Annotated in this window: 28 protein-coding genes; 9 read left to right on the top strand and 19 right to left on the bottom strand. The window is 64.4% G+C overall.

Annotated elements, in window-relative coordinates:
* Positions 1 to 12: 12 nt before the first annotated feature.
* From ACSMXN_RS01990 to ACSMXN_RS01970, 5 genes are all read right to left on the bottom strand, one after another.
* Positions 13 to 759 carry a demethylmenaquinone methyltransferase gene (locus tag ACSMXN_RS01990; RefSeq protein ID WP_022913596.1) on the bottom strand — a complete coding sequence of 249 codons (747 nt, stop codon included), beginning with the start codon at positions 757 to 759 and terminating at the stop codon, positions 13 to 15.
* Positions 759 to 1,664 (bottom strand): DMT family transporter, encoded by a 906-nt coding sequence (locus ACSMXN_RS01985; protein ID WP_022913595.1) that lies wholly within the window; start codon positions 1,662 to 1,664, stop codon positions 759 to 761. Before ACSMXN_RS01985 ends, ACSMXN_RS01990 begins: the two co-directional genes overlap by 1 nt.
* A gap of 8 nt (positions 1,665 to 1,672) precedes the next feature.
* Positions 1,673 to 2,821: a cyclic dehypoxanthinyl futalosine synthase gene (mqnC, locus tag ACSMXN_RS01980; protein WP_155958405.1), complete on the bottom strand. Its 1,149-nt coding sequence runs from the start codon at positions 2,819 to 2,821 to the stop codon at positions 1,673 to 1,675.
* 77 nt (positions 2,822 to 2,898) lie between these two features.
* Positions 2,899 to 3,927, bottom strand: coding sequence for an alpha/beta hydrolase (locus tag ACSMXN_RS01975; RefSeq protein ID WP_022913593.1), 1,029 nt, complete (start codon positions 3,925 to 3,927; stop codon positions 2,899 to 2,901).
* A 127-nt stretch (positions 3,928 to 4,054) separates the two neighbouring features.
* Positions 4,055 to 4,912: a menaquinone biosynthesis protein gene (locus ACSMXN_RS01970; protein ID WP_022913592.1), complete on the bottom strand. Its 858-nt coding sequence runs from the start codon at positions 4,910 to 4,912 to the stop codon at positions 4,055 to 4,057.
* A 76-nt stretch (positions 4,913 to 4,988) separates the two neighbouring features.
* Here ACSMXN_RS01970 and ACSMXN_RS01965 point away from each other — a divergent pair, with 76 nt between their 5' ends.
* Positions 4,989 to 5,795 carry an inositol monophosphatase family protein gene (locus ACSMXN_RS01965; protein WP_022913591.1) on the top strand — a complete coding sequence of 269 codons (807 nt, stop codon included), beginning with the start codon at positions 4,989 to 4,991 and terminating at the stop codon, positions 5,793 to 5,795.
* Between the two features lie 28 nt (positions 5,796 to 5,823).
* Here the strand turns inward: ACSMXN_RS01965 and ACSMXN_RS01960 are convergent, their stop codons facing one another.
* From ACSMXN_RS01960 to mqnE, 3 genes are read right to left on the bottom strand one after another with little or no spacing between them, the layout of a single operon-like run.
* Positions 5,824 to 6,267 (bottom strand): DUF1707 SHOCT-like domain-containing protein, encoded by a 444-nt coding sequence (locus tag ACSMXN_RS01960; RefSeq protein WP_035943947.1) that lies wholly within the window; start codon positions 6,265 to 6,267, stop codon positions 5,824 to 5,826.
* Positions 6,268 to 6,312: 45 nt separating this feature from the next.
* Positions 6,313 to 6,678, bottom strand: a complete 366-nt coding sequence (locus tag ACSMXN_RS01955) for a DUF4229 domain-containing protein (protein WP_022913590.1) — start codon at positions 6,676 to 6,678, stop codon at positions 6,313 to 6,315.
* Between the two features lie 2 nt (positions 6,679 to 6,680).
* On the bottom strand, positions 6,681 to 7,826 hold the full coding sequence (gene mqnE / locus ACSMXN_RS01950) for an aminofutalosine synthase MqnE (RefSeq protein WP_035943985.1): 1,146 nt from the start codon (positions 7,824 to 7,826) through the stop codon (positions 6,681 to 6,683).
* Between the two features lie 193 nt (positions 7,827 to 8,019).
* On the opposite strand from mqnE, the gene ACSMXN_RS01945 reads away from it, so the two are divergent.
* Positions 8,020 to 8,256 carry a hypothetical protein gene (locus tag ACSMXN_RS01945; RefSeq protein WP_022913588.1) on the top strand — a complete coding sequence of 79 codons (237 nt, stop codon included), beginning with the start codon at positions 8,020 to 8,022 and terminating at the stop codon, positions 8,254 to 8,256.
* A 16-nt stretch (positions 8,257 to 8,272) separates the two neighbouring features.
* Positions 8,273 to 9,016, top strand: a complete 744-nt coding sequence (locus tag ACSMXN_RS01940; RefSeq protein WP_022913587.1) for an FMN-binding negative transcriptional regulator — start codon at positions 8,273 to 8,275, stop codon at positions 9,014 to 9,016.
* Here ACSMXN_RS01940 and ACSMXN_RS01935 read toward each other — a convergent pair.
* Both ACSMXN_RS01935 and ACSMXN_RS01930 read right to left on the bottom strand, forming a co-directional pair.
* Positions 8,994 to 9,422: a VOC family protein gene (locus tag ACSMXN_RS01935; RefSeq protein ID WP_022913586.1), complete on the bottom strand. Its 429-nt coding sequence runs from the start codon at positions 9,420 to 9,422 to the stop codon at positions 8,994 to 8,996. The two genes, ACSMXN_RS01940 and ACSMXN_RS01935, sit on opposite strands and share 23 nt — an antisense overlap.
* Before the next feature lie 61 nt (positions 9,423 to 9,483).
* A complete protein-coding gene (locus ACSMXN_RS01930; RefSeq protein WP_022913585.1) occupies positions 9,484 to 9,858 on the bottom strand; it encodes a hypothetical protein in 375 nt (124 codons plus the stop codon).
* 98 nt (positions 9,859 to 9,956) lie between these two features.
* Between ACSMXN_RS01930 and ACSMXN_RS01925 the strand changes: the two genes are divergently transcribed.
* The gene (locus ACSMXN_RS01925) at positions 9,957 to 11,291 is read left to right on the top strand and encodes an MFS transporter (RefSeq protein WP_022913584.1); all 1,335 of its coding nucleotides are present in this window, start codon (positions 9,957 to 9,959) and stop codon (positions 11,289 to 11,291) included.
* 86 nt (positions 11,292 to 11,377) lie between these two features.
* Here ACSMXN_RS01925 and ACSMXN_RS01920 read toward each other — a convergent pair whose 3' ends face one another.
* From ACSMXN_RS01920 to mqnP, 4 genes are all read right to left on the bottom strand, one after another.
* Positions 11,378 to 11,854 carry a DUF4188 domain-containing protein gene (locus ACSMXN_RS01920; protein WP_022913583.1) on the bottom strand — a complete coding sequence of 159 codons (477 nt, stop codon included), beginning with the start codon at positions 11,852 to 11,854 and terminating at the stop codon, positions 11,378 to 11,380.
* Between the two features lie 75 nt (positions 11,855 to 11,929).
* Positions 11,930 to 12,397 (bottom strand): Lrp/AsnC family transcriptional regulator, encoded by a 468-nt coding sequence (locus tag ACSMXN_RS01915; protein WP_022913582.1) that lies wholly within the window; start codon positions 12,395 to 12,397, stop codon positions 11,930 to 11,932.
* A 162-nt stretch (positions 12,398 to 12,559) separates the two neighbouring features.
* Complete coding sequence (locus tag ACSMXN_RS01910; RefSeq protein WP_022913581.1) at positions 12,560 to 13,201, bottom strand: UbiX family flavin prenyltransferase; 642 nt, start codon at positions 13,199 to 13,201, stop codon at positions 12,560 to 12,562.
* A complete protein-coding gene (gene mqnP / locus ACSMXN_RS01905) occupies positions 13,198 to 14,124 on the bottom strand; it encodes a menaquinone biosynthesis prenyltransferase MqnP (RefSeq protein ID WP_035943982.1) in 927 nt (308 codons plus the stop codon). Before mqnP ends, ACSMXN_RS01910 begins: the two co-directional genes overlap by 4 nt.
* Positions 14,125 to 14,479: 355 nt before the next feature.
* On the opposite strand from mqnP, the gene ACSMXN_RS01900 reads away from it, so the two are divergent.
* From ACSMXN_RS01900 to ACSMXN_RS01885, 4 genes are all read left to right on the top strand, one after another.
* Entirely contained in the window at positions 14,480 to 16,171 is a 1,692-nt protein-coding gene (locus tag ACSMXN_RS01900) for a substrate-binding domain-containing protein (protein ID WP_196811300.1), read from the top strand.
* Between the two features lie 3 nt (positions 16,172 to 16,174).
* Positions 16,175 to 17,413, top strand: coding sequence for a polyamine ABC transporter substrate-binding protein (locus tag ACSMXN_RS01895; RefSeq protein ID WP_022913578.1), 1,239 nt, complete (start codon positions 16,175 to 16,177; stop codon positions 17,411 to 17,413).
* Positions 17,414 to 17,756: 343 nt separating this feature from the next.
* Positions 17,757 to 18,497: a hypothetical protein gene (locus ACSMXN_RS01890; RefSeq protein WP_455407799.1), complete on the top strand. Its 741-nt coding sequence runs from the start codon at positions 17,757 to 17,759 to the stop codon at positions 18,495 to 18,497.
* Positions 18,498 to 18,571: 74 nt separating this feature from the next.
* Positions 18,572 to 19,294, top strand: coding sequence for a VWA domain-containing protein (locus ACSMXN_RS01885; RefSeq protein WP_155958392.1), 723 nt, complete (start codon positions 18,572 to 18,574; stop codon positions 19,292 to 19,294).
* On the opposite strand, the gene ACSMXN_RS01880 is transcribed toward ACSMXN_RS01885, so the two are convergent.
* Positions 19,295 to 20,752 (bottom strand): menaquinone biosynthesis decarboxylase, encoded by a 1,458-nt coding sequence (locus ACSMXN_RS01880; protein WP_027139502.1) that lies wholly within the window; start codon positions 20,750 to 20,752, stop codon positions 19,295 to 19,297.
* Between the two features lie 184 nt (positions 20,753 to 20,936).
* Here ACSMXN_RS01880 and ACSMXN_RS01875 point away from each other — a divergent pair, with 184 nt between their 5' ends.
* Positions 20,937 to 21,329: a hypothetical protein gene (locus ACSMXN_RS01875; RefSeq protein WP_022913575.1), complete on the top strand. Its 393-nt coding sequence runs from the start codon at positions 20,937 to 20,939 to the stop codon at positions 21,327 to 21,329.
* A 7-nt stretch (positions 21,330 to 21,336) separates the two neighbouring features.
* On the opposite strand, the gene ccsB is transcribed toward ACSMXN_RS01875, so the two are convergent.
* The 4 genes from ccsB to ACSMXN_RS01855 are packed head-to-tail and all read right to left on the bottom strand — an operon-like array spanning position 21,337 to position 25,449.
* The gene (gene ccsB, locus ACSMXN_RS01870; protein WP_022913574.1) at positions 21,337 to 22,413 is read right to left on the bottom strand and encodes a c-type cytochrome biogenesis protein CcsB; all 1,077 of its coding nucleotides are present in this window, start codon (positions 22,411 to 22,413) and stop codon (positions 21,337 to 21,339) included.
* Positions 22,414 to 22,417: 4 nt separating this feature from the next.
* Positions 22,418 to 24,037, bottom strand: coding sequence for a cytochrome c biogenesis protein ResB (gene resB / locus ACSMXN_RS01865; protein ID WP_022913573.1), 1,620 nt, complete (start codon positions 24,035 to 24,037; stop codon positions 22,418 to 22,420).
* On the bottom strand, positions 24,038 to 24,850 hold the full coding sequence (locus ACSMXN_RS01860) for a cytochrome c biogenesis protein CcdA (RefSeq protein WP_022913572.1): 813 nt from the start codon (positions 24,848 to 24,850) through the stop codon (positions 24,038 to 24,040).
* Entirely contained in the window at positions 24,850 to 25,449 is a 600-nt protein-coding gene (locus tag ACSMXN_RS01855) for a TlpA disulfide reductase family protein (RefSeq protein WP_022913571.1), read from the bottom strand. Before ACSMXN_RS01855 ends, ACSMXN_RS01860 begins: the two co-directional genes overlap by 1 nt.
* Positions 25,450 to 25,523: the final 74 nt, after the last annotated feature.

Raw genomic sequence — 25,523 nt, 5'->3', positions numbered from 1 at the left:
CGATGCCGTGAATCAGCCGGTTGGCGCCCCGTCTTCCGGCTGATCGGCGCGGTGCATCGCCACTGGCTTCTGGGCCCGGTGCAGTGCCACCACACCACCGGTCAGGTTCTTCACCTGAACGTCGGCCCACCCCGCACCGGCGATGATCTGCCCGAGCTCGCGCTGCTTCGGCCAGGACCTGATCGATTCGGCGAGGTAGACGTAGGCGTCCGGATTGCTCGAGACCTTGCGGGCCACCCACGGCAGCGCCCGCATCAGGTAATTCAGGTAGACCTGCCGGAAGAGCGGAATCACCGGCGTCGAGAATTCGCAGACGACCAGCCGGCCGCCAGGCTTGACGACCCTTCGGAACTCGGCCAACGCGCCCGGAACATCCACGATATTGCGCAGTCCGAACGAGATCGTGACGGCATCGAATGCCTGGTCGGCGAACGGCAGGTGCAAGGCATCAGCGGCCACGAACGGCAGGTGCTTTCGATCACCGCGCTTGTGACCGGCGCGAAGCATGCCCAGCGAAAAGTCACTGGCAACCGCGTTCGCACCAGACTTCGCCAATTCGGCCGTCGAAACCCCGGTGCCCGCGGCGACGTCAAGAACCCATTGCCCAGGACGCAGGCCCAGCGCATCACGCGTCTTGCGACGCCACCGTCGATCTTGGGCAAAGGAGAGCACCGAATTGGTGAGGTCGTAACGCTTGGCCACGCCGTCGAACATCGACGCGACTTCGTGAGGTTTCTTGTCCAACGTGGCTCGAGTCATCAGATGTCCAGTATCCCGGACGTCCCGGCCGGCTGCGCGCGCACACCGGAAACCGCCGCCGGCGGCGGTTGGGCCAGACGGACTGCGGCATAGGCAAGGACTATCAGGCACACGAGATAGCCGAGAACCTTCGCGCCGCCGGTCGGAACCTGTTCACCGAGCAGCACGGCGCCGAGCACAACCGCAGTGACCGGATCGAGGATGAGGTTGGCCGGGAAGCTGGCGCCCAGTGGGCCGATCTGGAAGCCGATCTGCACCAGCAAATACCCGACGACCGCCAGCCCGATCACGCAAACCAGCGGCACGAAACCCTCCGGGTCGCCGAAACCCTCGAGACCCTGCTTCTCCCATACCGAGGACACCGCTTCGATGAGCACGCTGACCAGGCCGAACCAACAGCCCGCTACGACGCCGAACACCACCGCGCGAATGACCGGCGAGCGATGCCGCACCACCAGAATCGCAAGACCACCGGCAACGAACGCTATCGAAGTTGCCCAGGCCGCCGAAGCGGTGCCGATGATCCGGCCACGGCTGGGTTCACCGAGCAAGGCGAAGAAGCCGCTGAGCGCGAGAATCACCAGCGCACAGTTGAGCAAATCGGTACTGGACGGCCGTGGCTCGCCGAACCACGAGCGGATCGCCACCGCTATCGGCAACGCCAGCACGAGCAACGGTTGAACCAGGACGACCGGACCGTTGCTCAGCGCCACGATCTGGAGCAGCGCTCCGAGCACGTCCCCGGCAGTAGCAACTAGCCAGCGTGGATTGCGAAGCAGGTCAGCCAACCGCCCGGCATCGGCCTCACCATCACCGGTGTAGGCCGCGGCGTGCTGGCCGGCAGTTGCCGCTCCGTAGGCAATCGCTGATCCGAGTCCGGCCGCGACTGCGATCGCAGTGGACATCGCCGGAGTCAGCTATCGGCAGCTACGGTAGGCAGTAGCTTCATCGCAGTCGAGGCGAAGTGCGAGTGGACCCGGTCATCATGCGGATCGTCGGCCGGGTCGGTGTGCACCACAAGGTGGTTGTAGAGGGTGTCGCGCTGGGCCGGAATTCGACCGGCTGAACGGATCAGCTCGATGATCTCGGTGCGATTGCTGCGGTGCTTGGCCCCCGCCGAAGACACCACGTTCTCTTCGAGCATCACCGAACCCAGATCGTCCGCGCCGAAGTGCAGGGTCAGCTGGCCGATGTCCTTGCCGGTGGTCAACCACGAACCCTGCAGGTGGTTGACGTTGTCGAAGAAGAGCCGGGCGACGGCGATCATCCGCAGGTATTCCAGCGAGGTCGCCTGGGTACGGCCCTTCAGATGGTTGTTTTCGGCCTGATACGTCCACGGGATGAACGATCGGAAGCCACCGGTTCGATCCTGCACATCGCGGATCATCCGAAGATGCTCAATCCGCTCGGCGTTCGTCTCGCCGGTGCCCATCATGAAGGTCGCGGTTGATTCGACACCTTGGTTGTGCGCGGCCTCCATGACCGACAACCAGGTCTCGCCGTCCTCCTTCAGCGGGGCAATCGCGGTCCGCGGCCGCTTGACCAGAATCTCCGCGCCGGCCCCGGCGAAGGAATCCAGCCCGGCGGCGTGCAACCGTGCGACGACCTCTGCGTGATCGAGACCCGAGACCCGACCGATGTGCACGACCTCCGACGCGCCCAGTGAATGCAGCGTCAGCATCGGGTAATCGCGCTTGATGGCGGCGAAGATTCGCTCGTACCAATCGATGCCGAGCTCTGGGGAGTGACCGCCCTGCAACATGATCTGGGTGGCACCGAGTTCGACCGCCTCGCCGCAACGACGCAGAATCTCATCGTCCGTGTGCGTCCAACCCTCGGCATGATTCGGTGCCCGGTAAAAGGCGCAGAACTTGCAAGCCGTCAAGCACACGTTGGTGTAGTTGATGTTGCGGTCGATGATGTAGGTCGCGATGTCATCGGGGTAGCGACGCCGGCGAACCGTATCGGCCGCCTCACCGAGGGCGTGCAGTGGCGCGTCCGTGTAGAGCAGCAGCGCCTCTTCGGGCGAGATCCGGCCGCCGTCAGCTGCGTGCTGCAGCAATCCGGCGAGTTCGCCGGACTTGGCAGCGGTGGACGCCCCTGCGGATTTCGACACTGAGGACTTCACAGAAGTGGATGTCACGGATACGAGGGTAACGGGCGTTCGGGCGGAGCCTCGGTCGTCCCGCCACCAGCGAGCAGTTCGTGCAGATCCTCGGCAGCCTGGCCCGCGGCTCCGTCAGCCACCGCCGAGACTCCACCGAGGCCGAAGTAGGAGTGATTCAGGGTCGGCCACTCGCGGCTGATCACCCGGACGCCGGCCCGCCGTAGCGCGTCGGCATAGAAGTTTCCTTCAGTGCGCAGCACATCGAGCGTGGCGGTGTGGATGACCGCCGGTGCCACTCCGGTCAGGTCGGCACGCATCGGTGACACCCGCCAGTCGGCAGAATCGGCGTCATCCACGTAGTGGTGGGCGTAGTCGGTCATCCCCCGCAGGGTCAATCCGAAGTTGACTTTCGTGGTGCGGCGCGACATGTAGTAACTGTTCACTTGGTCGTCGGTGTAACGACCGGCCACGTCGGTCACCGGGTACAACAAGAGCTGGGCGCTGACGGGTTGGCCAGCGTCTCGGCGGGCGATAGCCACCGAGGCAGCGAGCTGGCCGCCGGCACTGTCACCGGCAAGGATCAACGACTGCCGGTCGCCGCCAAGTTCGGCCAGGTGTTCGTGCGCCCAGGCAGTCGCGGCCACAGCATCGTCGAACGCAGCTGGGAAGCGGGCTTCTGGCGCGCGCCGATAGCCAACCGATACCACGACCGCTTGGGCCTGCGTGCAGATTCGGCGCGCGTGGCCGAGGTGCGTATCGATGTCACCGATGACCCACCCACCACCGTGGAAGTAGACGACAGTCGGGAACGGCTGAGCGGCCGGATCGGTCGCGCTCTCCGGGGTCGGGCGCAGGATTCGGATCGGCAGCGGACCGGACGGGCCGGCGATCTCGTCGTCCAGCTCGAACGGCGGCACCAACGTTGGATTCATCTTCTCGATGGCTAGGGCATTGTTGATCCGGGAGAGTTCACGGGCCTCGGGAATGCTCGTCGGCTCGCCGCCGGGCGTCGTTCGGACCAGCCAGTTGGCGATATCGGCGTCGATGGTTGGTTCGGTCACGGTGCTGTCCTTCAGGTTGGCTTCACCCAGCAGCCTAGGCGGGGGCCGATTACGCCCGCGTGGCGGAGCGAACTTCGTGCTTCTGCTAACAACGCCAACCCGCTCCAACCGGTCGGCGCCGAATTGCTCAGATCTCGGCGAACCGCGGTATGACCGGGTTGCTTATTGCTCCGACGGCCGCGGCTCGACGGGAGAATTCGCATACGCCGTCGATTTGACGTTCGCCCAACGAGAAGTCGAGTGTCCGAAAGTAGTTCGCCAAGGTTGAGGCGTCGAAGATCTCCCACCGGGCGGCCTGGCTCGCCACTTCGTCAACATGAGCTAATGCCTCGTCCCGGCTCCGAACGAAGGCCGTGTGCACGTCCTTGACGATGCCCGGGTTCGCTTCGGCGAAATCGCGGCGGGTCGCCCACACCGCGAACACCATGGGCAGTCCCGTCCAATCCCGCCATGCCTGCCCAAGATCGTGGACGGCCAGACCACGACGAGGGCCCTCATAGGTGGCGCGCAGTGCGACATCGCCGATGACCACGGCGGCATCGGCTTCAAGCATCATTGCGTTGACGTCTGGCGGGCACGTGAAGTACGCCGGATGCACGCCGTACTTCTCCGCGAGCCACATGTCGGCCAGCAGCACCGACGTTCGCGAGGTCGAGCCGAGCGCGACCGGGCGGCCATCGAGTTCGGCAAGCGGACGCTGGGAAACCAGATTGACCGAGAGCACCGGGCCATCCGATCCGACCGCGATATCGGGCAGCAGCAACAGCTCGTCGGCGTTGCGGAGGTATTCAACGAGCGAAATCGGCCCGATATCGAGCTGGTTGTCCACGAGCATCTGGTTGAGGTTGTCCGGAGTGTCTTTCGTCAATTCGATGTCGAGCAAGGCTCCGGAACGGACCAGTCCCCAATAGATCGGCAGGCAGTTCAGGAACTGGATATGACCGACCCGGGGTCGCGCAGCAGACATTGCGCGCGTGGCAGACATTGCAGAACTTGGCCGGGAAGCGGAAGGATCAGGCACCCATCCGAGGCTACCCCTGAGGGCTCGCTAGGTTTGCCAGGTGACCGACGATCTGACACTGGCCGCTGAACTGGTGCGAGCAGCCGGCCTGTTGGCCAAGCGAATGCTCGCCGAGGGCCTGGAAACCAAACACAAGACGTCCGTCTCCGATGTCGTGTCGGCGGCCGATCACGCGGCCGAAGCGCTTATCGTCACGCGGCTTCGCGCCGAGCGTCCGGACGATGGCCTGATCGGCGAAGAAGGCACCGCGGACAGCTCGAGCGCGCTGGGATCGCGCACCTGGTACATCGATCCGGTGGACGGCACGTACAACTTCCTTTCGGGATTGCCCTATTGGTGTTCAGCGATCGCGCTGGCCGAACGCGAACGGCCCGAGGGCCCGTTGGTGCCGATTCTGGGCGCCGTGTATCACCCCTTCGCTGACGAGTTGTGGCTCGGTGGCCACGGTCATCCGACTACCTGCAACGGCGTGCCCGTCGCGCCACTGCGAGATTCCCCCCTGTCACAGCTCTCGGTGGCGAGCTACCTGCATCCGGCCACCCTGCCCGACGACACCTCGCGGCAGCCGCTGCTGGCGATTCTGGGCGGTGCGGCGACCGTCAGGATGCTGGGATCGGGCAGCGTCGAACTCGCAGCCGTCGCCGGTGGACGGATCGGCGCCTGGGCCCAACACGACTCATTGGACTGGGATTGGTTCCCGGGTGTCGCCTTGGTGACCGCCGCGGGTGGGATTACCGAGGTCGTCGAGGCCAGCGGCCACCGTTGGCACATCGCCGGCAATCGCCAGGCTGTGGCAGACGTCCGGCAAGCCATTTTGGCGAATCGTGTAACGCTCGGCACCGCATAGATGCCGAGCGTTGCACGAATCGCCGGGTTTAGCGGTTTCGGTCCCGATCGTGGCGGTCCTCGCCGCGAATGATTCCAAAGACCAACCCAGGCACCAGGAAGAACACCCACGACCAAGCCCAGCCACCCAGGAACCCGCAGACGAAAAAGAGCAACGTGCACACTGGGCCGGTTATGGCCATCAGCCTGCCGCCGTTGCGGTCGACAAAACCATCCGATTGACGCGTGGCTGGGGCCGGCGCCCGACCAGAAGCCGCCGGCGACTGAGCAAAAGCGGGCGCGCCGGACGGCAGGTCACTGAACAGCGGGGCCAGTTCGTCCGTGTAGCGGGCTACGGACACCTTCTCGGCACGCTCGGAGTACTCGTCCGGATCGAGACGTCCAGCCCGCATGTGCTCACCGAGTGACTTCAACGCGGCGTCGCGGTCCGCATCGCCGATCCGGATTCGGACGGGCTCCTGTGGTGCAGTCATAGTGGGAGTCTTTATCACCCGTCGAGCCAGGTCCAGTGCCGTTTGTCAGGGGTGACCGTCGTCCGAAGGGTCATCGCCGGCGAGTTTCTCGTCGAGATCATGTCCTCGCGCCTTGCGCGCTTCGACCCGTTGTTCGATGTTCTGCGCCAGGCGGGCTCTCGGCCGAGCCAGGAGCACAAAGGACAACGGAATCGAGAGAAACACCGCGATGACGGCCGCGAGAAACACCGGTACGCGGGCCAACCAGAGAATTCCGAACAGGACGAAGAAAACCCCGAAGCGCAACGCCGAATACAGCCACATCGCGCCGAGGGATTGCCGCGCGGACGGCGCAACCGGCTTAGCTGGTTCGGCAGCTGACTGCTCGTCGCGACGGTTGTCCGCGGAGTGGTCAGATCGGGCGTCAGACATCGCTACGCCCAGACCGCCTGAGGTTCGGCGCGCCGCTCGGCCAGCGAAACCGGGCCCTCGTATTCGCGAATGATCTCGTAGCGGGTGTTGCGCTCCTTCGGCTGGAAGCCGGCGTCCCGGATGAGATCGAGAAGGTTGTCGCGCGTCAGCTTGTCAGGCGTTCCGAAACCGTCTGCGTCGTGGGTGATCTTGTATTCGACGACGGATCCGTCCATGTCGTCTGCGCCGTAGTTCAACGCAAGCTGCGAGGTTGACAGACCGTGCATCACCCAGAACACCTTGACGTGATCGAAGTTGTCCAACATCAGTCGGGACACCGCAAAGGTCTTCAAGACGTCTGCAGGGGCGGCCATGCTCAAGTGCGAGAGCCGGTTGTTGTCGTTGTGGAATCGCAGCGGGATGAAGACAGCATGGCCATTCGTCTCGTCCTGCAGGCCTCGCAGTCTCAGGACGTGATCAACGCGATGACGCGGCTCCTCGATGTGGCCATACAACATGGTTGCCGGCGTGCGCAGGCCTTTCTTGTGCGCCAAGCGGTGAATCCGTGACCAGTCTTCCCAGTGGGTGTTGTGGTCCACGACCTGCTTGCGGACCTCCCAGTCGAAGATCTCCGCGCCGCCGCCGGTGAGCGACTCCAAGCCGGCGTCGATCAGCTCGTCGAGAATCGCGTCCGCCGAAAGCCCGCTGATCTCCTCGAAGTAATGAACCTCGGTCGCCGTGAACGCCTTCAGAGCCACATCGGGTAGCACCGCTTTGAGCTCACGCAGCACCCGCGGGTAGTACTTCCACGGCAGCGTGGGATGCAAGCCGTTCACGATATGTAGTTCGGTGAGGCCGTCGTCCTTCATCGCTACTGCGAGCTCGACCGCCTCTTCGACGCGCATCGTGTAGGCGTCTTTCGCACCGGGCTTGCGCTCGAAAGAGCAGTACGCACAGGACGCACGGCAGACGTTGGTCAGATTCAGGTGCCGGTTGACGTTGAAGTACACGGCATCGCCGTTCTTACGGGTTCGCACACCGTGCGCCTGCCCACCCAGCCAAGCCAGGTCGTCACAGTCATACAGATCGACCCCGTCCTGATACGACAGGCGCTCGCCGTTGGCGATCTTCTCCGTGAGCTCGTCTTTGCGGGTTGCATTCCACGTCATGCCGACCAGAGTACGTTCCCCTCCGCTGCTCGGGTTGCCCCTGTCTGGCATATGCAACGGTTCGGTAACGGAAGAACTGTTCGTCCTCGCGCCAAAACCGCGCCCAGCAGGATCGGCACTGTCAAGATCAACTAGCCCGTAGCGAAATGAGGATCAAATGCGTGCCTGTTTCCTCGACACAGACACGCACTGAATGTGGGCGGCGACACCGCGTGCGCTGGCGTCACCGTCAGGTACCCGAACGGCGCTTGGAATCCTGGTCGGCGTCAGCTATCTGGATTTCTCGAGCTATGAACAGCTGAGTGGCTCACTTCGGGGATTCCCGCTCGCAGAGTTCGCCACGTTCGCAGCCGCAGAGATCGCCGCCTTCGCATGCGTGTGCGTCCCGCTCCAGGTTCTCGGACGCCGAGCACTAGGACGAGCTGCCTGAATGGGATGCTGGGACTATGTACGTCCCGAACCACTTCGCCATGGACGAGTCCGAGCTGGCCTCGCTACTCGGTTCGATCGGCGCGGCGGACCTCATCACGCCAACTGAGACTGGGCTGGTCGCGACATTCCTACCGCTGTTGTATGACCCGGACACCGGCGAGCACGGGTCCTTGCTCTGTCACGTCGCACGCAACAACGACCATTGGCGCGCCGGCCAGCAGCCCGACGCGATGCCTAAATCGGAACGCCCAGAATCGGAACGCCCAGAATCGGAACGCCCAGAATCGCTCGTCATCGTGCGCGGCCCGGACGCCTACATCTCGCCGTCCTTCTACGCGAGCAAGCTCGCCGACGGCAGGGTCGTCCCGACGTGGAATTACGTGACTGCGCATATCTACGGCCGCCTTGTCGTGCACGATGACATCAGCTGGCTTCGGACGCTGGTCACGAGGCTCACCGAGCGTCACGAAGCTCAGTTCGACAAGCCCTGGGCGGTCACCGACGCGCCCGAGAAGTACATCGACGGCCAGCTGCGAGCCATCGTGGGGCTCGAATTGCAGATCACCCGGATCGAGGCCAAGGCAAAGTTGAGTCAGAATCGGTCAGAAGCCGATCGAGAGGGCGTGGTGGCGGGACTCACCGCGATCCAAAACGGCGCGATCCAAAACGGTGCGACACCGATGCCTGCTGAGATGGCAGCAGCGGTACAAGCGACGATGCCGGCTTCGACAGAGGTCAGGCAAGCTCGACAATCGTGACCGTTCCATCGTCGGTGACGGTGAACCCGGGATTCCAGGCAACCTCCCAGCGATGCCCGTCCGGGTCAGCAAAATAACCGTGGTAGCCGCCGAACGCGGCGTCCTGCGGCTCCTTGAGAATCTCGGCACCAGCGTCGCGCGCGGTCTCTATCGCCTGATCGACTTCGGCCTGGCTGGCGACTACCTGCGCGAGACTGAAGCCGCTCTCGCTCGTGATCGGCGATCCGACATCGGCGGCGAAGTCGAGCAACGGGAACAGTGACAACAGCAGCCCGTGACCGACCTGGTAGAACACGATTTCGTCCAGATCGAGCCGGGGCTGCCAACCGAGTCCTTCGCTGTAGAACCGTCGGCTGGCTGCAATGTCTTTGACCGCGATCGTGATGAGCTGAACCTCTTGCCGCATACCTTCAATGGTGCTCCGCGATCGGCGCCGCCAGCAGCCCTGCGAGGTGTGAATCGTCGATCTAGAGTCGAGCGGCCAACCTGATCAGCTCGTCTGCGGGGTCGCCCCAACCCTCGCCGAACTGGGCGGCCAGCCGGTACCAGCCTGAACTTCGCGGCCTGAACGCCAGAGCCGAGGCCTGGGTGACGAGCTTGAGCTGATTGTTGATGAGGCAGTCGACCTGTTCGACCAATGGAGTACGCGGTAAACGTGCGAGCTGAGTCTGCAGTGCCACGTGGGCGGATGCGAGCTTGCCGCACATCATGGCCAGTTCGGAGCCGGGGTCGGCCTCGGTCGTGCACCGCTCAACCAGATGCGCCACTTTGGGCACCAGCGTTGCTGCAGCGCGCACCACCGGGCGCAGCTCGCTGTCGGCGAGGGTGACGGTGGTGACCACATCAAGAAGCGTCCCCCGCAAAGCGCGTGACGTCCAGAGGATCTTCGAGTCGCTGAAGACGCAGATAATCGGCGTGACAGGTCGACTACCGTTTAAGGGTGTTCACCGCGCTCCGCTCCCGTGACTTCCGACTGCTCTGGTTGAGCCAGTCGGCAAGCACTATTGGCGACGCGTTGGTCATCGTTGCGATCGGTATCTACGTCACGCGGCTCACCGACAATCCGAGCGATGTCGGCCTGGTGCTCGCGGCCTATTCGATTCCGCTGGTGGTTTTCGTGCTGTTCGGCGGAGTGCTGGCGGACCGTTTGCCCAGACAGCAGTTGATGATCATCACCGATCTCATTCGCGCTGTGCTTCACACAAGCTTGGCAATCCTGATCGCAACCGGACATATCCGGATCTGGCACATGGTCGTCATCGGCGTGCTTTTCGGTACGGCCGAGGCGTTTTTCCGTCCTGCGTACACGGGGTTGGTCCCCCAAACGGTCGCCGAGTCCGATATCCAGTCCGCCCAGGCGCTGGGTGGGGTCAGTCAGGAGCTGGCAGCCTTCGCATCACCGGCGCTGGCAACCGCGCTCGTACTCGGCGTTGGCGGCGCCTACGCCTTCGGGCTCGATGCGCTTACTTTTCTGGTGTCCGCCTCGATGCTCTCCCGAATCAGAGCCAGATCGCGAGGCGTGCCCGGCGAGCGGACGTCGGTGGTCAACGAGCTACGCGAAGGTTGGCAGGCCGTCCGCGAGCGCTCGTGGGTGTGGGGAACGATTGCCGCTTTCTCGGCCGCGATCTTCGTTGCTCTGGCACCGTTCTACGTGCTCGGCGCTGCGGTATCGCGCGACGTCTACGGCACCGAAGCCGTGTTCGGTCTTACCAACGCCGCATGGGGTGTCGGCACGGTCACCGGCGCTGTCATCGGCGCGCGGTGGCGGCCACGACGCCCGATGCGCACCGGCATGATCGCCAGCATCGCCTGGCCTGCGGCGATCTCCCTTTACGCAGCAGGGCCTCCGCTTCCACTCCTGTACCCCGCGATGGCTGCGGCAGGTTTCGGGCTCGGCGTATTCGCTGTGTGGTGGGAGACCGCGCTCGCCCAACGGATCCCGCCGCATCTGCTCAGCCGAGTCTCGGCTTGGGATTGGATGGGCTCGCTGGCACTGCTGCCGGCTGGCTATCTACTCGCCGGACCGATCGCGGACGCCTTGGGTGATGCCCCCGTGATGCTGGTCGGCGGCCTGATCGGCACCGCGGCGTGCATCCTGGGGCTGCTGCCCAAGTCGACCCGGACGCTGGGCCGATACCAGCCGTACGAAGTCGTCGACGGCGCAGCAGCTCGAGGCTTGGGCGCAATAGGCGATGCCGAAGGTGTCGTCGGGCAGGCGATGGTCGCCGGCGAGATGGCCGCAGCGGCGCCGCTGGTCACGACGCCTCGATCCTGAGCCGCCTCGATCCTGAGACGCCTCGATCCTGAGACGCCTCGATCCCGATCTGGCCGCTACAGAGGCCGACTAGCCGTCAAGGTGCGTCAGGCGGCCGGTCTGCCGAGGCGTACCCGAGCGCTGCTCGACCCGGTCAGCGGCACGACGCGACCTGCTTTACCCAGTCCGCGCAGCGGCAGGTTGGCATAGATCGCCTCGTAGTCGCCGGCTCGTACCAGAAAGGTCTCGTGCCAGATTCCGGTGCGGTTCGACGATCCCACCCGCCGCCAGTAACCACGCCAGGCGGCGAGGTGTGGGTCGTCGGTGTCCTTGGCGAAGGCCTCGAGATGTTCGAATGATCGCCAATATTGAACGATCGTCGGAAGTCCCATCTCAAATGCCAGCAGACCCTTCTCAGGGTGCTCGGTCAGGTAGTTGAGCATGTGGCGCATTCCGCGCCGGCCGCCCAGGTCACGAGCGGTTCGTAACGGGTGCAGCGCCCGAAAGCGGGCGCCGATCAAAAAGACCACGAAATCGCCGTCGATTTCGGCGGCATGACGTCCCTCGAGAAACGGCCTCGGCATCTGGGCACCTCCGCTTGCGATCCGCTTGTCACGACGTGCGAACGATGGTGCGCCGTCCAGGTACCGGACGCAACCTCAGCTCGGCGGTTCGGCGACTAGACCCGCAGGCTGCACGCGCCCCTCGAAGCGGGTTGAGAGCACGACCGTCGATCGTGTTCGCGACACGCCGGAGATTTTCGCCAGGTCCCGGATCGCCCTTTCCAGGCCACGGATATCCGGAACGCGGACCTTTACGACGAACGATTCCTCGCCGGCCACGAACCAGCAGTCCTCGATGGCCGATAGTTGCGCTATGCGCCCGGCCACCTGATCTTCATCTGCTATGTCTGACAGGAAAATGCCGACCAGCGCACTCATCGAGTAGCCGAGTGATTCCGGCGCTACGGCCGCGTGGTAGCCGGTGATGACACCCGAAGACTCGAGCTTGCCGACGCGCTCGTGAACGGCGGGCGCCGACAGGCCGACCTCCCGCGCAAGCTCGGCAAAGGTCGCGCGCGCATTGGCTCGCAATGCGTCCAGAATCGAACGGTCCACAGCATCCATGACCCCGAGTCTCCCAGCCGGGGCGCGCGCTCGGGCCGGTAATGGGTGTTTGCTAACTCACGATGCCGTTTGCGGCCAAGACCTGGGACAACCCGGGACAACCTGGGACAACCAACAACCTCGGACAACCAACAACCTGGGACAGCACTGCCGGTTTCGGGGTTACTCGCGGGCGGCACCCAACGTCCCCGACCAGCGGGTGATCAGGTCGTGAGGTACGTCCAGCACGTCGAGGATCTTCGCCGCGACGAAATCGACCAGCTGCTCCACGGATCGGGCTCCGGCGTAAAAGGCCGGGCTGGCCGGCAACACCACGGCGCCGGCATCATGCAATTCGATCAGATGTTGCAGGGTGCTACGGGTGTATGGCGTCTCTCGCGGGACCACCACGAGCGGCCGGCGCTCCTTCAAGGTGACGTCGGCCGCCCGTTGGAGCAGGTCCTTGCTGAGGCCGATCGCAATGCCGGCCACTGCCGCCGTAGATGCGGGTACGACGACCATGCCCCGTGCCGGGTAGGACCCGCTCGCCGGGCCGGCCGCTAGATCGGTGGCACTCCAGTACCGAATGTCGGCAACGGGGTCATCGCGGCCCAGCCAGGACACGAGATCTCGTTCCCAGTGGTTGTCGCGAAAGGAGATCCCGGTTTCGTCCAGGATCGTCAATCGGGCCGCGCGAGACACGACCAGGTCGATCGCCAAACCCGCGTCGGCCAGTGCCGTGATGACCGCGCGGGCGTACGGCGTCCCCGAGGCGCCGGATACGCCGACGATCCATGGCCTGCGCGACGCCGCCGGATCGCTCACGCGCGCAGGCCGTTGACGATGAGATCGGCGAGCGCGAAGAGGAACAGCTGGATGCCGACAAACCCGTTGGCGGTGAAGAAGGCTCGATTGACGCGAGAAAGATCATCGGATCGGACGATGACGTGCTCGTAGCACAGCACGGCTGCCGTGATCGCGAGCCCGATCCACCACAACGTTCCGAGGCCGGCAGCCAGACCGAACCAGACGTAGCAACCAACGGTTACCAGGTGAGTGATCGAGGACCAGCGCAACGCGGCCGGGATGCCGAATCGCGCGGGAAAGGACCGGGACTTGATCTGCCGGTCGATCTCGGCGTCCTGGCAGGAGTAGATGAGGTCAAAGCCGCCGATCCAGGTACCTACGGCCAGTCCGAGCGCGGTGGCCGGCCAGGCGAAACCGCCGGTCACGCCCATCCATGCGCCGATCGGCGCCACCGCCTGCGCCAAGGCGAGGAGCACTTGCGGAAAATCGGTGAACCGCTTGCCATAGGAGTAGAGCACCAGCAGTCCGACTGCAATCGGCGACAGCGCGAGCGGTAGCCAACCCAGGGCGGCGGCCGCCGCGAGGAAGATCACCAGTGCCACGACAAGGCCCCGCCAGGCCACGCTCACCGAGAGCGCACCGGTCACCAGTTCGCGCTTGGCCGTCCGCGGATTCAGGGCATCGAACCGGCGATCGAGAATTCGGTTGGCAGCCATAGCCACCGTTCGAGCCGACACCATGGCGATCACGATCAGGGCGAGTTGCCCCCAATGCACCCGCTGGTCGTCCATCCACATCGCGGTAAACGCCGCGATCAGGGCAAAGGGCAACGCGAACACCGAGTGCTCGATCATCACCAGCCGTAAGAACGCCCGCACCTTGTTCGGCGAGGAGCCCGGACCAGGAACAATCGCAGGCCCGGTGGTGGCGGAGGTAGACACCTCCACAGTTTGCCAGCCGCCGCTGCGGTGGGCGAACCGCGCCGATCTGGGACTCCGCGTAATCGACCAAACACCCTTGGTAGCAAGGCGCGCGGGTGGTGAGACTGGTGCTGACCCGTGAGCGCGAATCTGTTGCTGCTTGATCGTCATATACCTAGCCAAACAGGCGCCGTACCGGGTTACTCTGCACAGGCGCGCAAACGGTTCTCTCGGTAGCGGCGGTTGGCTGCATCGATGATTCGGACGCCAAATCGGGGTGATTATGGCTGGCAGGCATCAGAGTTCCGCGCGGGACGGAAAGGGTCAGCCGCCCGAGCGTGGCCACCGCAGCAGGCGCGGCCGATCGGGATCGCGGGTGCTCGTCGGTTTGCTAGCGCTCCTTCTGATCGCAGTTGCCGGTGGCGTAATCGCATTACTGCGGCACGATCGAACGTCAGTGCAGTCGGCAACAGGCGGCGGTTCATGCGCCTCTGGGCTGTCACTGTCCGTCATCGCCGCGCCGGCCATCGCGCCTGCTCTGACCAACCTCGCGGATGAATGGACGGCCAACAAGCCGGTCGTCGACGGCGTCTGCCCGTCCGTACAGGTGCATGCGACCAAGTCGGCTGACGCCGAAGCGACACTCAGCAAGTCCGGGGTCGCGGTGCCGGATTTGTGGATACCGGACTCATCCCTGTGGTTGCAGCGGCTCCGGCAAGACACCGACGGCCTCGATACGCCTGCCCGGAGCATCTGGAACTATCCGTCTATCGCCAGCACGCCGCTCGTCCTGGCTGGTTCCGCGGCGGCCGCACCAGCCCTCAAGGCCAGTGCCGCCAAGGGCTGGTCGGGGGTTCTCACCGGTACGACCGGCGGCGCCGGAGCCCAGCCGACGGCGGCCGTAACCGACCCGACCGCAAGCACTGAGGGGCTGCTGACCCTGTTAACCGCGCAATCAGCATTGGACGGCGATGGCTCGGCGCCGAGTCGTCAGCTCGTCTCTACTCTGGTCGGCCTTTCGCAATCGACCCTGTCCGGGTCAGATGCGGGCTTCCTGGCCATCGACCAACAAGCGGCGAAGGCGAAGCCCTTTCCGGCGACTGAGCAGCAGGTCGTGCTGGCCAACAGCTCGACAAGTTCCAGCAAGTCGGACACCGCGAAAGTCGTTGCGGTTTACCCCGCTGGCAAAACGCTGTTTCTCGACTTTCCGGTTGCGCAGTTCTCCCCACCCGGAGGCGATCCGGCCAGGCGTGACGTGGCACGCGCCTTCGTGGCGGAGCTGACCAGCGCGGCGGCGCACACCCAGTTCACCGCGGCGGGGCTGCGCGACAGGGCCGGTGATCCGCTGCCAGAGACCCAAGCCACGGTCGGCGCTAGCCCGCAAGTCCTCACCCGGTTGGCCACGCCCTCGAACGATCGGGTCTCGGACAGCCTGCGGGTATGGTCTGCGGCCGAACGCGCGAATCGCACACTCGTCGTCATAGACCTCTCGGGGTCGATGTCAGAGGTCGCCGGCGGCCAGACCAAAATCGCCTTTGCCGCGGCAGCGGAGAAGGCTGCGGTGGACTTCTTTCCCGATTCGTCCTCGCTGGGTCTCTGGGGCTTCTCGGTCGACAGGTCGCCGGGACAGGACTGGCAGCAATTCGTGCCGCTCGGACCGCTCGGCTCCCAGGTTGGCACAACGACCCGGAGGCAGGCTTTGATCCAGGCCTCAGCCCAGCTGCCAAACCTGACCGGCGGCGACACCGGGCTCTACAACACCGCGTTGGCAGCGTATGAGTCCGTCCGGGCAAGCTATGACCCTGCTGCGGTCAATTCGGTGGTGTTGCTGACCGATGGCTCCAACACCGCCACGACCGGCGTTGATCTGAACACGCTGTTGTCACGGCTGCGAAGCGAGACTTCGACCACGAGACCGCTGCCGGTGATCACGATCGCGATCGGCGCCAATGCCGACGTTGCCACCTGCAAGCAGATATCCCAGGCCACCAACGCGACGAGCTATGTGGTGGCCCAACCCGGCGACATTCGCGGGGTATTCCTCGACGCCATCACGAAGTCGGGCTGAGCCATGGTCCTTCCGCGCCACATCAATTCAGCGGCAGCCCCCCAACCCGGCGGCCCGGATCTGTGGCGCGGTCTCGTAAGCCGCCGGACTGCCTTGGTCGGGCTTGCGGGGCTGGTCGGTGTCAGCGTCACCCCGTTGCTGGCGGCCTGCGACCCGTGGCCGGGCAAGAACGCCAAGAGTGGCAGCTCGGCTGGGCAGTCGGACTTCTCAGACAGCGAGCCAGTCGTCAACTGGTCGAACTGGCCCGACTACATCGACGTCGACGACGACAACAGCACCGAGCCCAGCTTGGACGCGTTCACCAAACGAACTGGCATCACGGTCAATTACACCGATGACTACAACAGCAACGACGAATTCTTCGCCGAGGTGCAACCTCAGCTCGCCGCCGGTCAAGACACCGGCCGCGATGTCTGGTGCTCGACCGACTGGCTGGTAGCCAGGCTGATCCGTCGAGGGTGGATCCAAAAACTGGATCGCGCCAACATTCCCAACGCTACGAGGTTGCAAACCTCCCTGCAGAGCATCCAGTTCGATCCCGGCAGGCTCTATTCGCTGCCCTGGCAGAGCGGCTTCACCGGCATCGGCTACAACCCGAAGGCCACGGCGGGCAAGAAGATCGAGACCATCGAGCAACTGCTCAGCATGCCCGAATTGAAGGGTCGGGTGACATTGCTCAGCGAGCTGCAGGACACCGTGGGGTTGGTGATGCTGTCATTGGGTATCGACCCTGCGAAGTTCACCGATGCCGATTTCGATAAGGCAATGGACCGGCTGACCAAGGCCAAGGCGTCGGGCCAGATCAAGGGCTTCACCGGCAACGACTACACCAACGGATTGGCCAGCGGTGAGATCGCAGCCTGTATGGCCTACACCGGCGACATCGTGCAGTTGCAGGCTGACAACCCGGCGCTGGGTTACACGCTACCGAGTACTGGTCACATCATCTGGAGCGACAACTTCGTGATACCCAATCACGCACGGCACAAGAAGAATGCCGAACGGCTCATCAACTACTACTACGAACCGGCGACCATGGCCACCGTCGAGGACTACGTCAATTACATCTCGCCGGTCCAGGGCTCGCAGGAGGCACTGCTCAAATCCGACCCGGACGTGGCAAAGAACCCGTTGATCTTTCCGACCGCTGCCGTGTTGGCTCGGGGACACGTGTTCCGTGGTCTCACCGACGACGAAGAGGCGCGCTACACCAAGGCCTTTCAGCAGCTCATCGCCGATTGAGCAGAACGCCTGAAATCGGAGGCCATGAGCCGATACCCTGCTGACGCGCGCAGCGCGAGCCAGCATCCCCTACGTAAGGCGTGCTGCGATCCACACGTCACTCTTGGGGGTTCACGGCATGGCCGGCAGGCATCACGGCGCGCACGCCAGCACAGCTCGGCGCAGTCATGGGCGACCTACCCGGACGGCCGTCGTCGCAATTGTGCTGGTCCTCCTCGCGGTCGGTGGCTTGTCCGTGGTCGCGCGGCAGCTGTCTTCACGGACGTCAGCCGCAGAAAGTCAACACACGTGCACGGACAGAGTCTCGCTCTCGGTAATCGCCGCGCCCGCGATCGCCCCAGCGCTGAGCAACCTGACCGCAGCCTGGACCGCCTCCAAGCCTGTCATCGACGGATCCTGCGTGTCAGCAGAAGTTCACACGGCGCTTCCAGCTGTCGCGATCAGCGCGATGGGCAAGGCAGCTGGCGTCATACCGGATCTGTGGATTCCCGACTCGTCGTTGTGGTTGCAGCGTCTGCAAGAAGAAACCGACAACGGCATGACTCTGGCCCGCAGTGTCGCGACCTATCCAGCGTTGGCCCGTACTCCCCTGGTGCTTGCTACCTCGGCCGCTACCGCAACCAGGCTCCAGGGCCGGGCGGCGGCCGGCTGGCCTGCGGTGCTTTCCGGTGCAGCCGGTGGAGACATCGCGATGTCGATCGCTGATCCGACCAGCAGCACCGAAGGTCTGCTGACCTTGCTCGCGGCCCAATCCGCCCTCGGCACAACAGATGCCACACCCAGCAAGCAACTTCGTGCTGCCCTGGTTGGCCTTTCTCGCTCGGTTGTGCCCAATCCGGTTGCTGCACTCGGCACGCTGAGCCAGCACCCCGACGCCGTCGTGGCGGTACCTGCATCTGAACAACAGGTCGCACTGGCGAACCGCGCAGCTGACACAGCCAGCCCCGGGGCTTCCTCGGGCGCCGCTTCCGCCAGAGCCGTTGCCCTTATCCCAAGGGGCAAACTCCCAGTCTGGACTTTCCGGTCGCTCAGCTCTCCGCTCCGGGTGCGAAGCCGGCGCTGCGCGATGCCGGCGCAGCTCTAGTTGCCGAATTCAACAGCCAGGGTGCTCAACGGCAGTACCGCGATCTCGCTCTGCGCGACGCCCAGGGTGATCCCTTGGCCGCGGGGAACAGCACCACCGAAATCGACCCGCGACCCGTGGTGCCGCTGGCAATGCCGGCGAACGTGGACGTATCCAAGAGTCTGCAGCTGTGGGCGGCCGCCAGCCGTCCCTTTCACACCCTGGTGGTCACCGACCTGTCCGGATCGATGTCCGAGGTTGCGGCCGGTCAGAGCAAGATTCAGTTGGCGGCCGCAGCCGAACAAACAGCGATCGATTTCTTTCCGGATTCGTCCTGGCTCGGCCTGTGGGGGTTCTCGTCCAACCGATCATCCGGGCAGGACTGGACCGAGTACGTGGCCCTCGGCCCGGTCGGCTCGAACGTGGGTGCGAGCACTCGCCGGCAGGCGTTGATCCAAGCTGCAGCGCGGCTCCCAGCCCTGACCGGCGGCGACACGGCCTTGTACAACACTGCATTGGCCGCCTATGAATCCGTCCGCAAAGACTATGACGCCAAGGCCGTCAACTCAGTAGTTCTGATCACCGACGGCGCGAACACGACGAACTATGGGGTCGGACTGGCTACCCTGCTTCGGCGATTGCGCACCGAGACCAGCCCCGACCGGCCGTTAACGCTCATCACGATCGCTGTCGGCACCAGTGCGGATGTGGCCACCTGCAAGGAGATTTCGCAGGCCACCAATGCGCCGAGTTATGCGGTGGCCAAGCCCAGTGACATCAGGGCGGTTTACCTCGATGCCATCACGAGAGCGCCCTGATCAGCGCCCGAGGCCGTATTCCGACCACCGTCGCTCCACCAGATCGAGCGTGGCCTGATCGAGTACGCACTCAGCAGGCCAGCCGCCGGCTCGATGGTAGCCCTCGGTTTCCCACTTCGAGGTAGCGTCGATACCGAGCTTCCCGCCGTAGAACTGTTCGTAGGACGAGTGGTCCAGATGGTCGACGGGACCAGTCATGTGAACGACGTCCCTCGAGTAATCGACGTTGCCGAACGCTCGCCACGCCACCTCGGTGTAGTCGTGCACATCGCAATCTGCGTCGACCACCACGATCAGCTTCGACAACGACAACAGGCCAGCCCCCCAGATCGCGTTCATCACCTTGTGGGCGTGTTTGGGAAAGCGCTTGTCGATCGAGACGATGGCGCAGTTGTGAAAGACCCCCGCCTCCGGCAGGTCATAGTCGACGATTTCTGGAATCGTGAGCCTGATCAGGGGTAGGAAGATCCGTTCAGTCGCCTTGCCCATCGGGCCATCCTCCTGCGGTGGTCGCCCGACGATGATGGATTGATAGATCGGTGCCTTCTGCATCGTCATCACGTCGACGTGCATGAACGGAAATGGCTCGACCGGCGTGTAGAAGCCGGTGTGGTCGCCGAACGGGCCCTCGTCCAGGCGCTGTCCCGGTTCGACCCAACCTTCGAGCACAATCTGAGCGTTGGCCGGTACCTGCAGTGGCACGGAGATGCAGTCCACCATTTCGACCCGCTCCTTCTGCAGGAAACCGGCGAACAAGTACTCGTCGATGTCCGCCGGCAGCGGTGCGCTAGCAGCGTAGGTAACTGCGGGCGGGCACCCGAAGGCGATGGCGACCGGCAACCGCTCGCCACGCCGCTCAGCGATCGCCGCATGCGACGTCGAGTCCTTGTGGATCTGCCAGTGCAGGCTCACCGTCCGAGCGTCCTGCTGCTGCAATCGATACATCCCAAGGTTACGAACACCGGTATCTGGATGCTTCGTGTGGGTCAGGCCCAGGTTCAGGAAGACCCCGCCGTCCTCAGGCCAGGCCAGCAGACCCGGCAGCTTGTTCAGGTCCACCTCGTCACCGCGTAAAACCACGCTCTGGCAACCCGCGTTCTTCACCTGCTTTGGCGGCGCGGCGCGTAGCTGAGAGACCTTGAGGAGCGCGTCTTTGAACCCACCGATGCCGTGCGGGAGTTCGGGCTTGAGCAGGTCAGCAATCCGCGCCCCGATCTCATCGAGGTCCGAAACTCCAAGCGCGCGGCACATCCGGGCGGTCGTCCCGAAGAGGTTCATCAGCAGCGGCATCGACCCGCGGGTCGGGTTCTCGAAGAGCAGCGCGGGGCCGTTGGCCCGAACCACGCGCTGCACGATGCCAGTCACCTCCAAATGCGGGTCGACCGGCGCGCTGACCCGCACCAGATCTCCCGACCGCTCAAGATCTCTGACGAACTCGCTCAGATCGCTGTATGCCACCGCCCCAGTATTGTCGGCGTACCTCGAGCACTCGATCAGCCCCGGCCTGCGGGGCGCGCCGCGGCCATTTCGAACCTGAAATCCACGTCATTTCGGGTTCTGTCAGGCGTCTCCAGCAGCGTCGCAGGCTGCAGGTCGGCTGGCTTCTGATGAGACACTTGGCTGAGCGACCTAGACTCGATGAATGATCAAGCTCGCTGGGTTGCTCTCCCTGGCCGGAATTATCTTCTGGTTGTGGGCCATCTTCGACTCGGTCACGTCGGACAAGACCCGCGTGCGCAACCTACCCAAGGCGGCCTGGGTCGTATTGATCATCATATTCATCGAACTCGCGCCGGTCGCGGCGCTGGCATGGGTCCTGTTCGGTCGACCACGCGGCGGCGAGCGACCAGCCCGACCGGGCGGGCCGACCGGAGGTATCTTCGGCGGTCCGAACGTCGGAGGCGCCTTCGGGGCCCTGCGTGACCGTGCGACGGGCCGCCCAGGCGGTGGTTCAGGCGGTGGCTCCGGGGGCCGATCCGGTGGGGGCCGGCCAGTCGGCCCGGACGATGATCCGGACTTCCTGCGCGGGATCTAACGGAAGCTCAGCTCAAACCCGCGTAGGAATGCAGTCCGGAAATCACGATGTTGACCACGAAGAAGTTGAACGTCATCGCCGCGAAGCCGAGCAGGTTGATGTAGGCGGCGCGGTGGCCCTTCCAGCCGGCGGTGGCGCGCGCATGCAGGTACATCGCGTAGATGACCCACGCGATGAACGCCCAGGTCTCCTTGGGGTCCCAGCCCCAGTACCGTCCCCAGGCCGCTTCGGCCCAGATCGCGCCGAAGATCACGCCTGCGGTGTAGATCGGAAACGCGAAGGCGACGGTGCGGTACGCCGCCTTGTCCAGCGACATCGCAGGCGGAAAGTTCGCGCCGAGATCGGCGAAGCGCTTCGGACCAGGCAGACCAGCCTCGATGGCGGCGGCCGTCCGCTCGTACCGCGCCCGTAGCAGGTACATCGTCGTGATAGCCGCCGAGGTAAGCAAGATGCCCTCGGCGACCGCGATCGACGAGACGTGAATGGCCAGCCAATAGGACTGCAGTGCCGGAACCAGCTTCGAAGCCTTGGTGTAAAGCGTGCCGGCGAGGAACATCACCAGCAGCACCGGCAGCATCACGAACAGCCCGAGGTAGCGCATCTGTGGCATTCGGGTCAACGTGGCAAGCCAGGCGATCGTGGCAATCAGGCCGACGACGAGGGTGAACTCGTACATGTTGCCCCACGGCACCCGGTCGACCGCGATCCCGCGGATGAGCACACAGGCGATGTGGAAGGCCAACCCGAGCAGGGTCAGGCCGATCGCAGCCTGCCCCCATCGGTGACCAGCGTCGCGCTTGCTGATCCGTCCCGTGCCGTACGGGGTCGAAGCGGTCGAAGCGGTCGAGGCGCCGTTCCCAGTCGAGGGCGGCTGCGCTGGGGAGACCGTGGACGAACCGCCGGCCGCGCTGCCCACCATCGCTGGTTCCCGGACTGCCGCAGAGACGGGGGAGGTTCGGGCGATGCGACCGGACTTACCGAAGGCGTACTCACCGGTGTAGGCCACCACGGCCAGCATGTACGTACCCGTCGCCGCCGCCCAGAGCCCTTCGGACAGCTGCGCAAGCCCGGTGTTGATCGCCATCGAATCAGTCCTTTCCGGCGCCTGCTCCGACTGCCGCCGAGGGTTGCTCGACGACGCCGGAATCGACGTTCAGTGCGGTGTTCAGATTGGCCACGAGAGAGGCGAATTCATTGCTGAATTCGCCGGAGTCGCTGCGAGCCAGGCCGCCCACTGCGATCAGAGTACGAGACTGCTCGCCAGCGACCGAACCCGCGGCGCCCGATTCCGACAACGCTGGGGTGATCCTCAGCCAGATCCGCCGGCGCCGGACGACGAGGGAGCCGAGCAACCCGAGCACCATGGCGATGGCCGCGATGAGCAGGTAGCCCTGAGTCGGGTCGTGCGAGACCTGCAGAGTTGCCCATTGTTTGAAGCCATCGAACTTCACCGTCGTGCCATCGGGCAGCTTCATCGTCTGCCCGACGCTGAGATTCTGCATGCCCACTTGCGTCATCTTGGATTTGTCGAGCACGTAGACCGACTGAGGCCCGAGTTGGAGCTGGTCGTCGCCGACATAGGCGACGACAGCCAGTACCGGATTGTCAGCCTGCGGTGCCGCCGAGGTTATGACGCCGTTGCCGTTGTCCTGCGGGGTAGGCGCGAACAGCGCTTCGATGCCGAGATCGGCTTTCTTGCCGTCCGGGCCCTGCACCTTGTAAACGCCTTCGCTGGTGAGGAAGCCGTCTTGCGGCAGGAACGCATTGCTCTGGGTGATCGGTTTGCCACCCGGACGGGTAATCGTGACCGTCGGCGAAAAGCCATGGTTGAGCAGATAGACCCGATCACCTTCGAGCCGAAGCGGATGGTTGACGGTGATCGCATCATGTTGCGACGGGCCGTCCACGCCCTTGTGGTACGTGACATCAGCCTTGAACTGGGATGGGCTGCCATCGTCGCGATAGGTCGCGGTGAACTTGTCGAGGCTGTCGATGCAGAACTTCTTGATGTTCGTCGGGTTGACCGCACTGCCTGCGCGGTAGGAGTCGTAAAGACCGGTGTTCTGGCTGCAGAAACCCTCGCCCTCGGTCACTACGGTGGATCCCTCGTAGCTGTAAAGGCGCCCGATCGCGATCAGGACCAGGGCAACAAGCAACGAAACGTGAAAGAGCAGGTTTCCCGCCTCGCGGCTGTAACCCTTCTCAGCCGACACCGTGACCGACGCGGGCCGGGTAGCGGTTGCGTCCTCGGTCCGCACGATCGTGCGCCAGCGTGGCCGCAGCTCACCGCGAACCCGCTCAGCCGCTTCGGACGGGCTGAGGTTGGTCTGCAGCGTGCTGTTCTCAGCGAGACGCGAAAGATTCGCCGGAGCCTTGAGCGGTTTGGACGCCAATGCCCTGGCGTAGACGCGGATCCTCGGGATCAAGCAGCCGATCAGCGACACGAACAGCAGCAGGTACACGGCCGCGAACCAGAACGAACCGAACACGTCGAAGGCGCCGAGGGAATCAAGCAGGCGGCCCCAAGCGCCGTGAGTGGCGAGGTACGTCTGGACCTTGGCGGGGTTCAGCGGACGCTGCGGTAGCAACGATCCGGGCACGGCTGCCAGCGCAAGCAGGAAGAGTAGGACGAGTGCGGTCCGCATCGAAATCAGCCGGCGCCACGCCTGTCTGACGATGGATCGCGCCCTCAACAGCAGAGTCGGCATCTACAGACCCGATCCGATGAACTTGCCTGCGAACGCTGCGTTCAATCGCAAGATCCAGTCATCCCAGGTGCCGGTCAGCAACAAGATGCCGAACACGATGAGTACACCGCCACCGATTCGGCTCACCAGCGCCGCGTGCCGACGTAGCACCGTCAGAGTGCCCGTCACCCAGCCGATGCCCATCGCCACCAGGATGAACGGCACACCCAGACCCAGGCAGTAGGCAGCCGAAAGGACCATTCCCCGGCCGGCGGTGGCCTGCGAGGTCGCCAGGCCGAGGACCGCGCTCAGCGTCGGCGTGAGACACGGCGTCCAGGCCAGCCCGAATGTCAAGCCCAGCAACGGAGCACCGATCAGACCCGACTGCGGTAACCGATGGACCTTCAACTCCCTTTGCATGAAAGGGATCTTGCCGACGAACACCAAACCCATGAGAATCGTGATAACGCCGAAGGTTCGCTCGAGGGCTACGTGATGCACCGCCATCTGCGAGCCCAGCGAGCCGAACAGGGCACCAGCGGCGACAAATACCGTGGTGAAGCCGAGTACGAACAGCAATGCGCCAGCGATCATCCGACGCTGTCGAACGAGTACCCGGGTCGATCCGCCGCCGGCTGCTGTCGAACCAGCCGCGGCGGCCTCGGAGCCGGACAAACCTGCGACATACGAGAGATAACCGGGTACGAGCGGCAGCACACACGGCGACAGGAAGCCGATCACGCCCACCACTAGCGAGACACCGATCGCGGCTATCAGCGGCCCGCTGTTCACCGTGCTGACGAGCGTGTCAGCAGCGAGCGGCGAGCTGGCCATCAGACCTCTTTGGCCAGCGTGTCGAGTACCGGAGTCAGATCCGCGGGCAGGGTCGAGCCGAAATACACCGCGGCCACCCGTCCCTGCTTGTCGATGACCACGCTCATCGGGATCTGGGTCGGTATGTTGCCGAGCTCCAGAGCGGTCTTGCCGGTCTGGTCGTACACGATTGGGAAGGTCAACGCCTTGTCCTGAACCCAGGACTGAGCCGCGCTCTTGGACGGGTCCTTCACATCGATGCCCACGAACTTCGTCCCGCTGGCCTTGCGCTGCCGATACAGCGCGTCCAGTTGCGGGGTCTCGGTCTGGCACGGGCCGCACCAGGAGGCGAAGTAGCTCAACACGACTACGTTGCCGGCGTCCTGCTTCAGCGCGTATGCGCCGTCACCGGGCAGCAGCGGACCATTGAAGTCGCCAGCGGCCTTGCGCTTGTCGACCGGAATCACGCTGCCTCGAGTCGTAGACTGGACGTAGCGGTACTGGCCGTTGGCATTCTGGTCGACGGCATTCTTGCCGCCGGTACACGCCGCGAGCAGAGTGGTCAACAGCGCGGCTACGCACAGCGCAGCCGCGGCTGATCCTCGGTGGCGAGTCCTCATCTGCTCCAGTGTGCAGCGTGCCTCAGGCCACATCGACACCTACCCCAGATTCTGAGCACCATCTGTGTCCGTAA

Source organism: Parajatrophihabitans canadensis (assembly GCF_053764775.1).
Note: the sequence above shows the minus strand (reverse complement) of the source record. Positions and strands in the feature narration are given on the sequence as shown.

Coding starts and splice junctions, on each gene's coding strand:
- ACSMXN_RS01990 (WP_022913596.1), bottom strand. CDS start 759: ATGACTCGAGCCACGTTGGACAAGAAACCTCACGAAGTCGCGTCGATG.
- ACSMXN_RS01985 (WP_022913595.1), bottom strand. CDS start 1,664: ATGTCCACTGCGATCGCAGTCGCGGCCGGACTCGGATCAGCGATTGCC.
- ACSMXN_RS01970 (WP_022913592.1), bottom strand. CDS start 4,912: ATGTCTGCCACGCGCGCAATGTCTGCTGCGCGACCCCGGGTCGGTCAT.
- ACSMXN_RS01960 (WP_035943947.1), bottom strand. CDS start 6,267: ATGACTGCACCACAGGAGCCCGTCCGAATCCGGATCGGCGATGCGGAC.
- ACSMXN_RS01955 (WP_022913590.1), bottom strand. CDS start 6,678: ATGTCTGACGCCCGATCTGACCACTCCGCGGACAACCGTCGCGACGAG.
- mqnE (WP_035943985.1), bottom strand. CDS start 7,826: ATGACGTGGAATGCAACCCGCAAAGACGAGCTCACGGAGAAGATCGCC.
- ACSMXN_RS01945 (WP_022913588.1), top strand. CDS start 8,020: ATGTGGGCGGCGACACCGCGTGCGCTGGCGTCACCGTCAGGTACCCGA.
- ACSMXN_RS01940 (WP_022913587.1), top strand. CDS start 8,273: ATGTACGTCCCGAACCACTTCGCCATGGACGAGTCCGAGCTGGCCTCG.
- ACSMXN_RS01935 (WP_022913586.1), bottom strand. CDS start 9,422: ATGCGGCAAGAGGTTCAGCTCATCACGATCGCGGTCAAAGACATTGCA.
- ACSMXN_RS01920 (WP_022913583.1), bottom strand. CDS start 11,854: ATGCCGAGGCCGTTTCTCGAGGGACGTCATGCCGCCGAAATCGACGGC.
- ACSMXN_RS01915 (WP_022913582.1), bottom strand. CDS start 12,397: ATGGATGCTGTGGACCGTTCGATTCTGGACGCATTGCGAGCCAATGCG.
- ACSMXN_RS01895 (WP_022913578.1), top strand. CDS start 16,175: ATGGTCCTTCCGCGCCACATCAATTCAGCGGCAGCCCCCCAACCCGGC.
- ACSMXN_RS01875 (WP_022913575.1), top strand. CDS start 20,937: ATGATCAAGCTCGCTGGGTTGCTCTCCCTGGCCGGAATTATCTTCTGG.
- ccsB (WP_022913574.1), bottom strand. CDS start 22,413: ATGGCGATCAACACCGGGCTTGCGCAGCTGTCCGAAGGGCTCTGGGCG.
- resB (WP_022913573.1), bottom strand. CDS start 24,037: ATGCCGACTCTGCTGTTGAGGGCGCGATCCATCGTCAGACAGGCGTGG.
- ACSMXN_RS01860 (WP_022913572.1), bottom strand. CDS start 24,850: ATGGCCAGCTCGCCGCTCGCTGCTGACACGCTCGTCAGCACGGTGAAC.
- ACSMXN_RS01855 (WP_022913571.1), bottom strand. CDS start 25,449: ATGAGGACTCGCCACCGAGGATCAGCCGCGGCTGCGCTGTGCGTAGCC.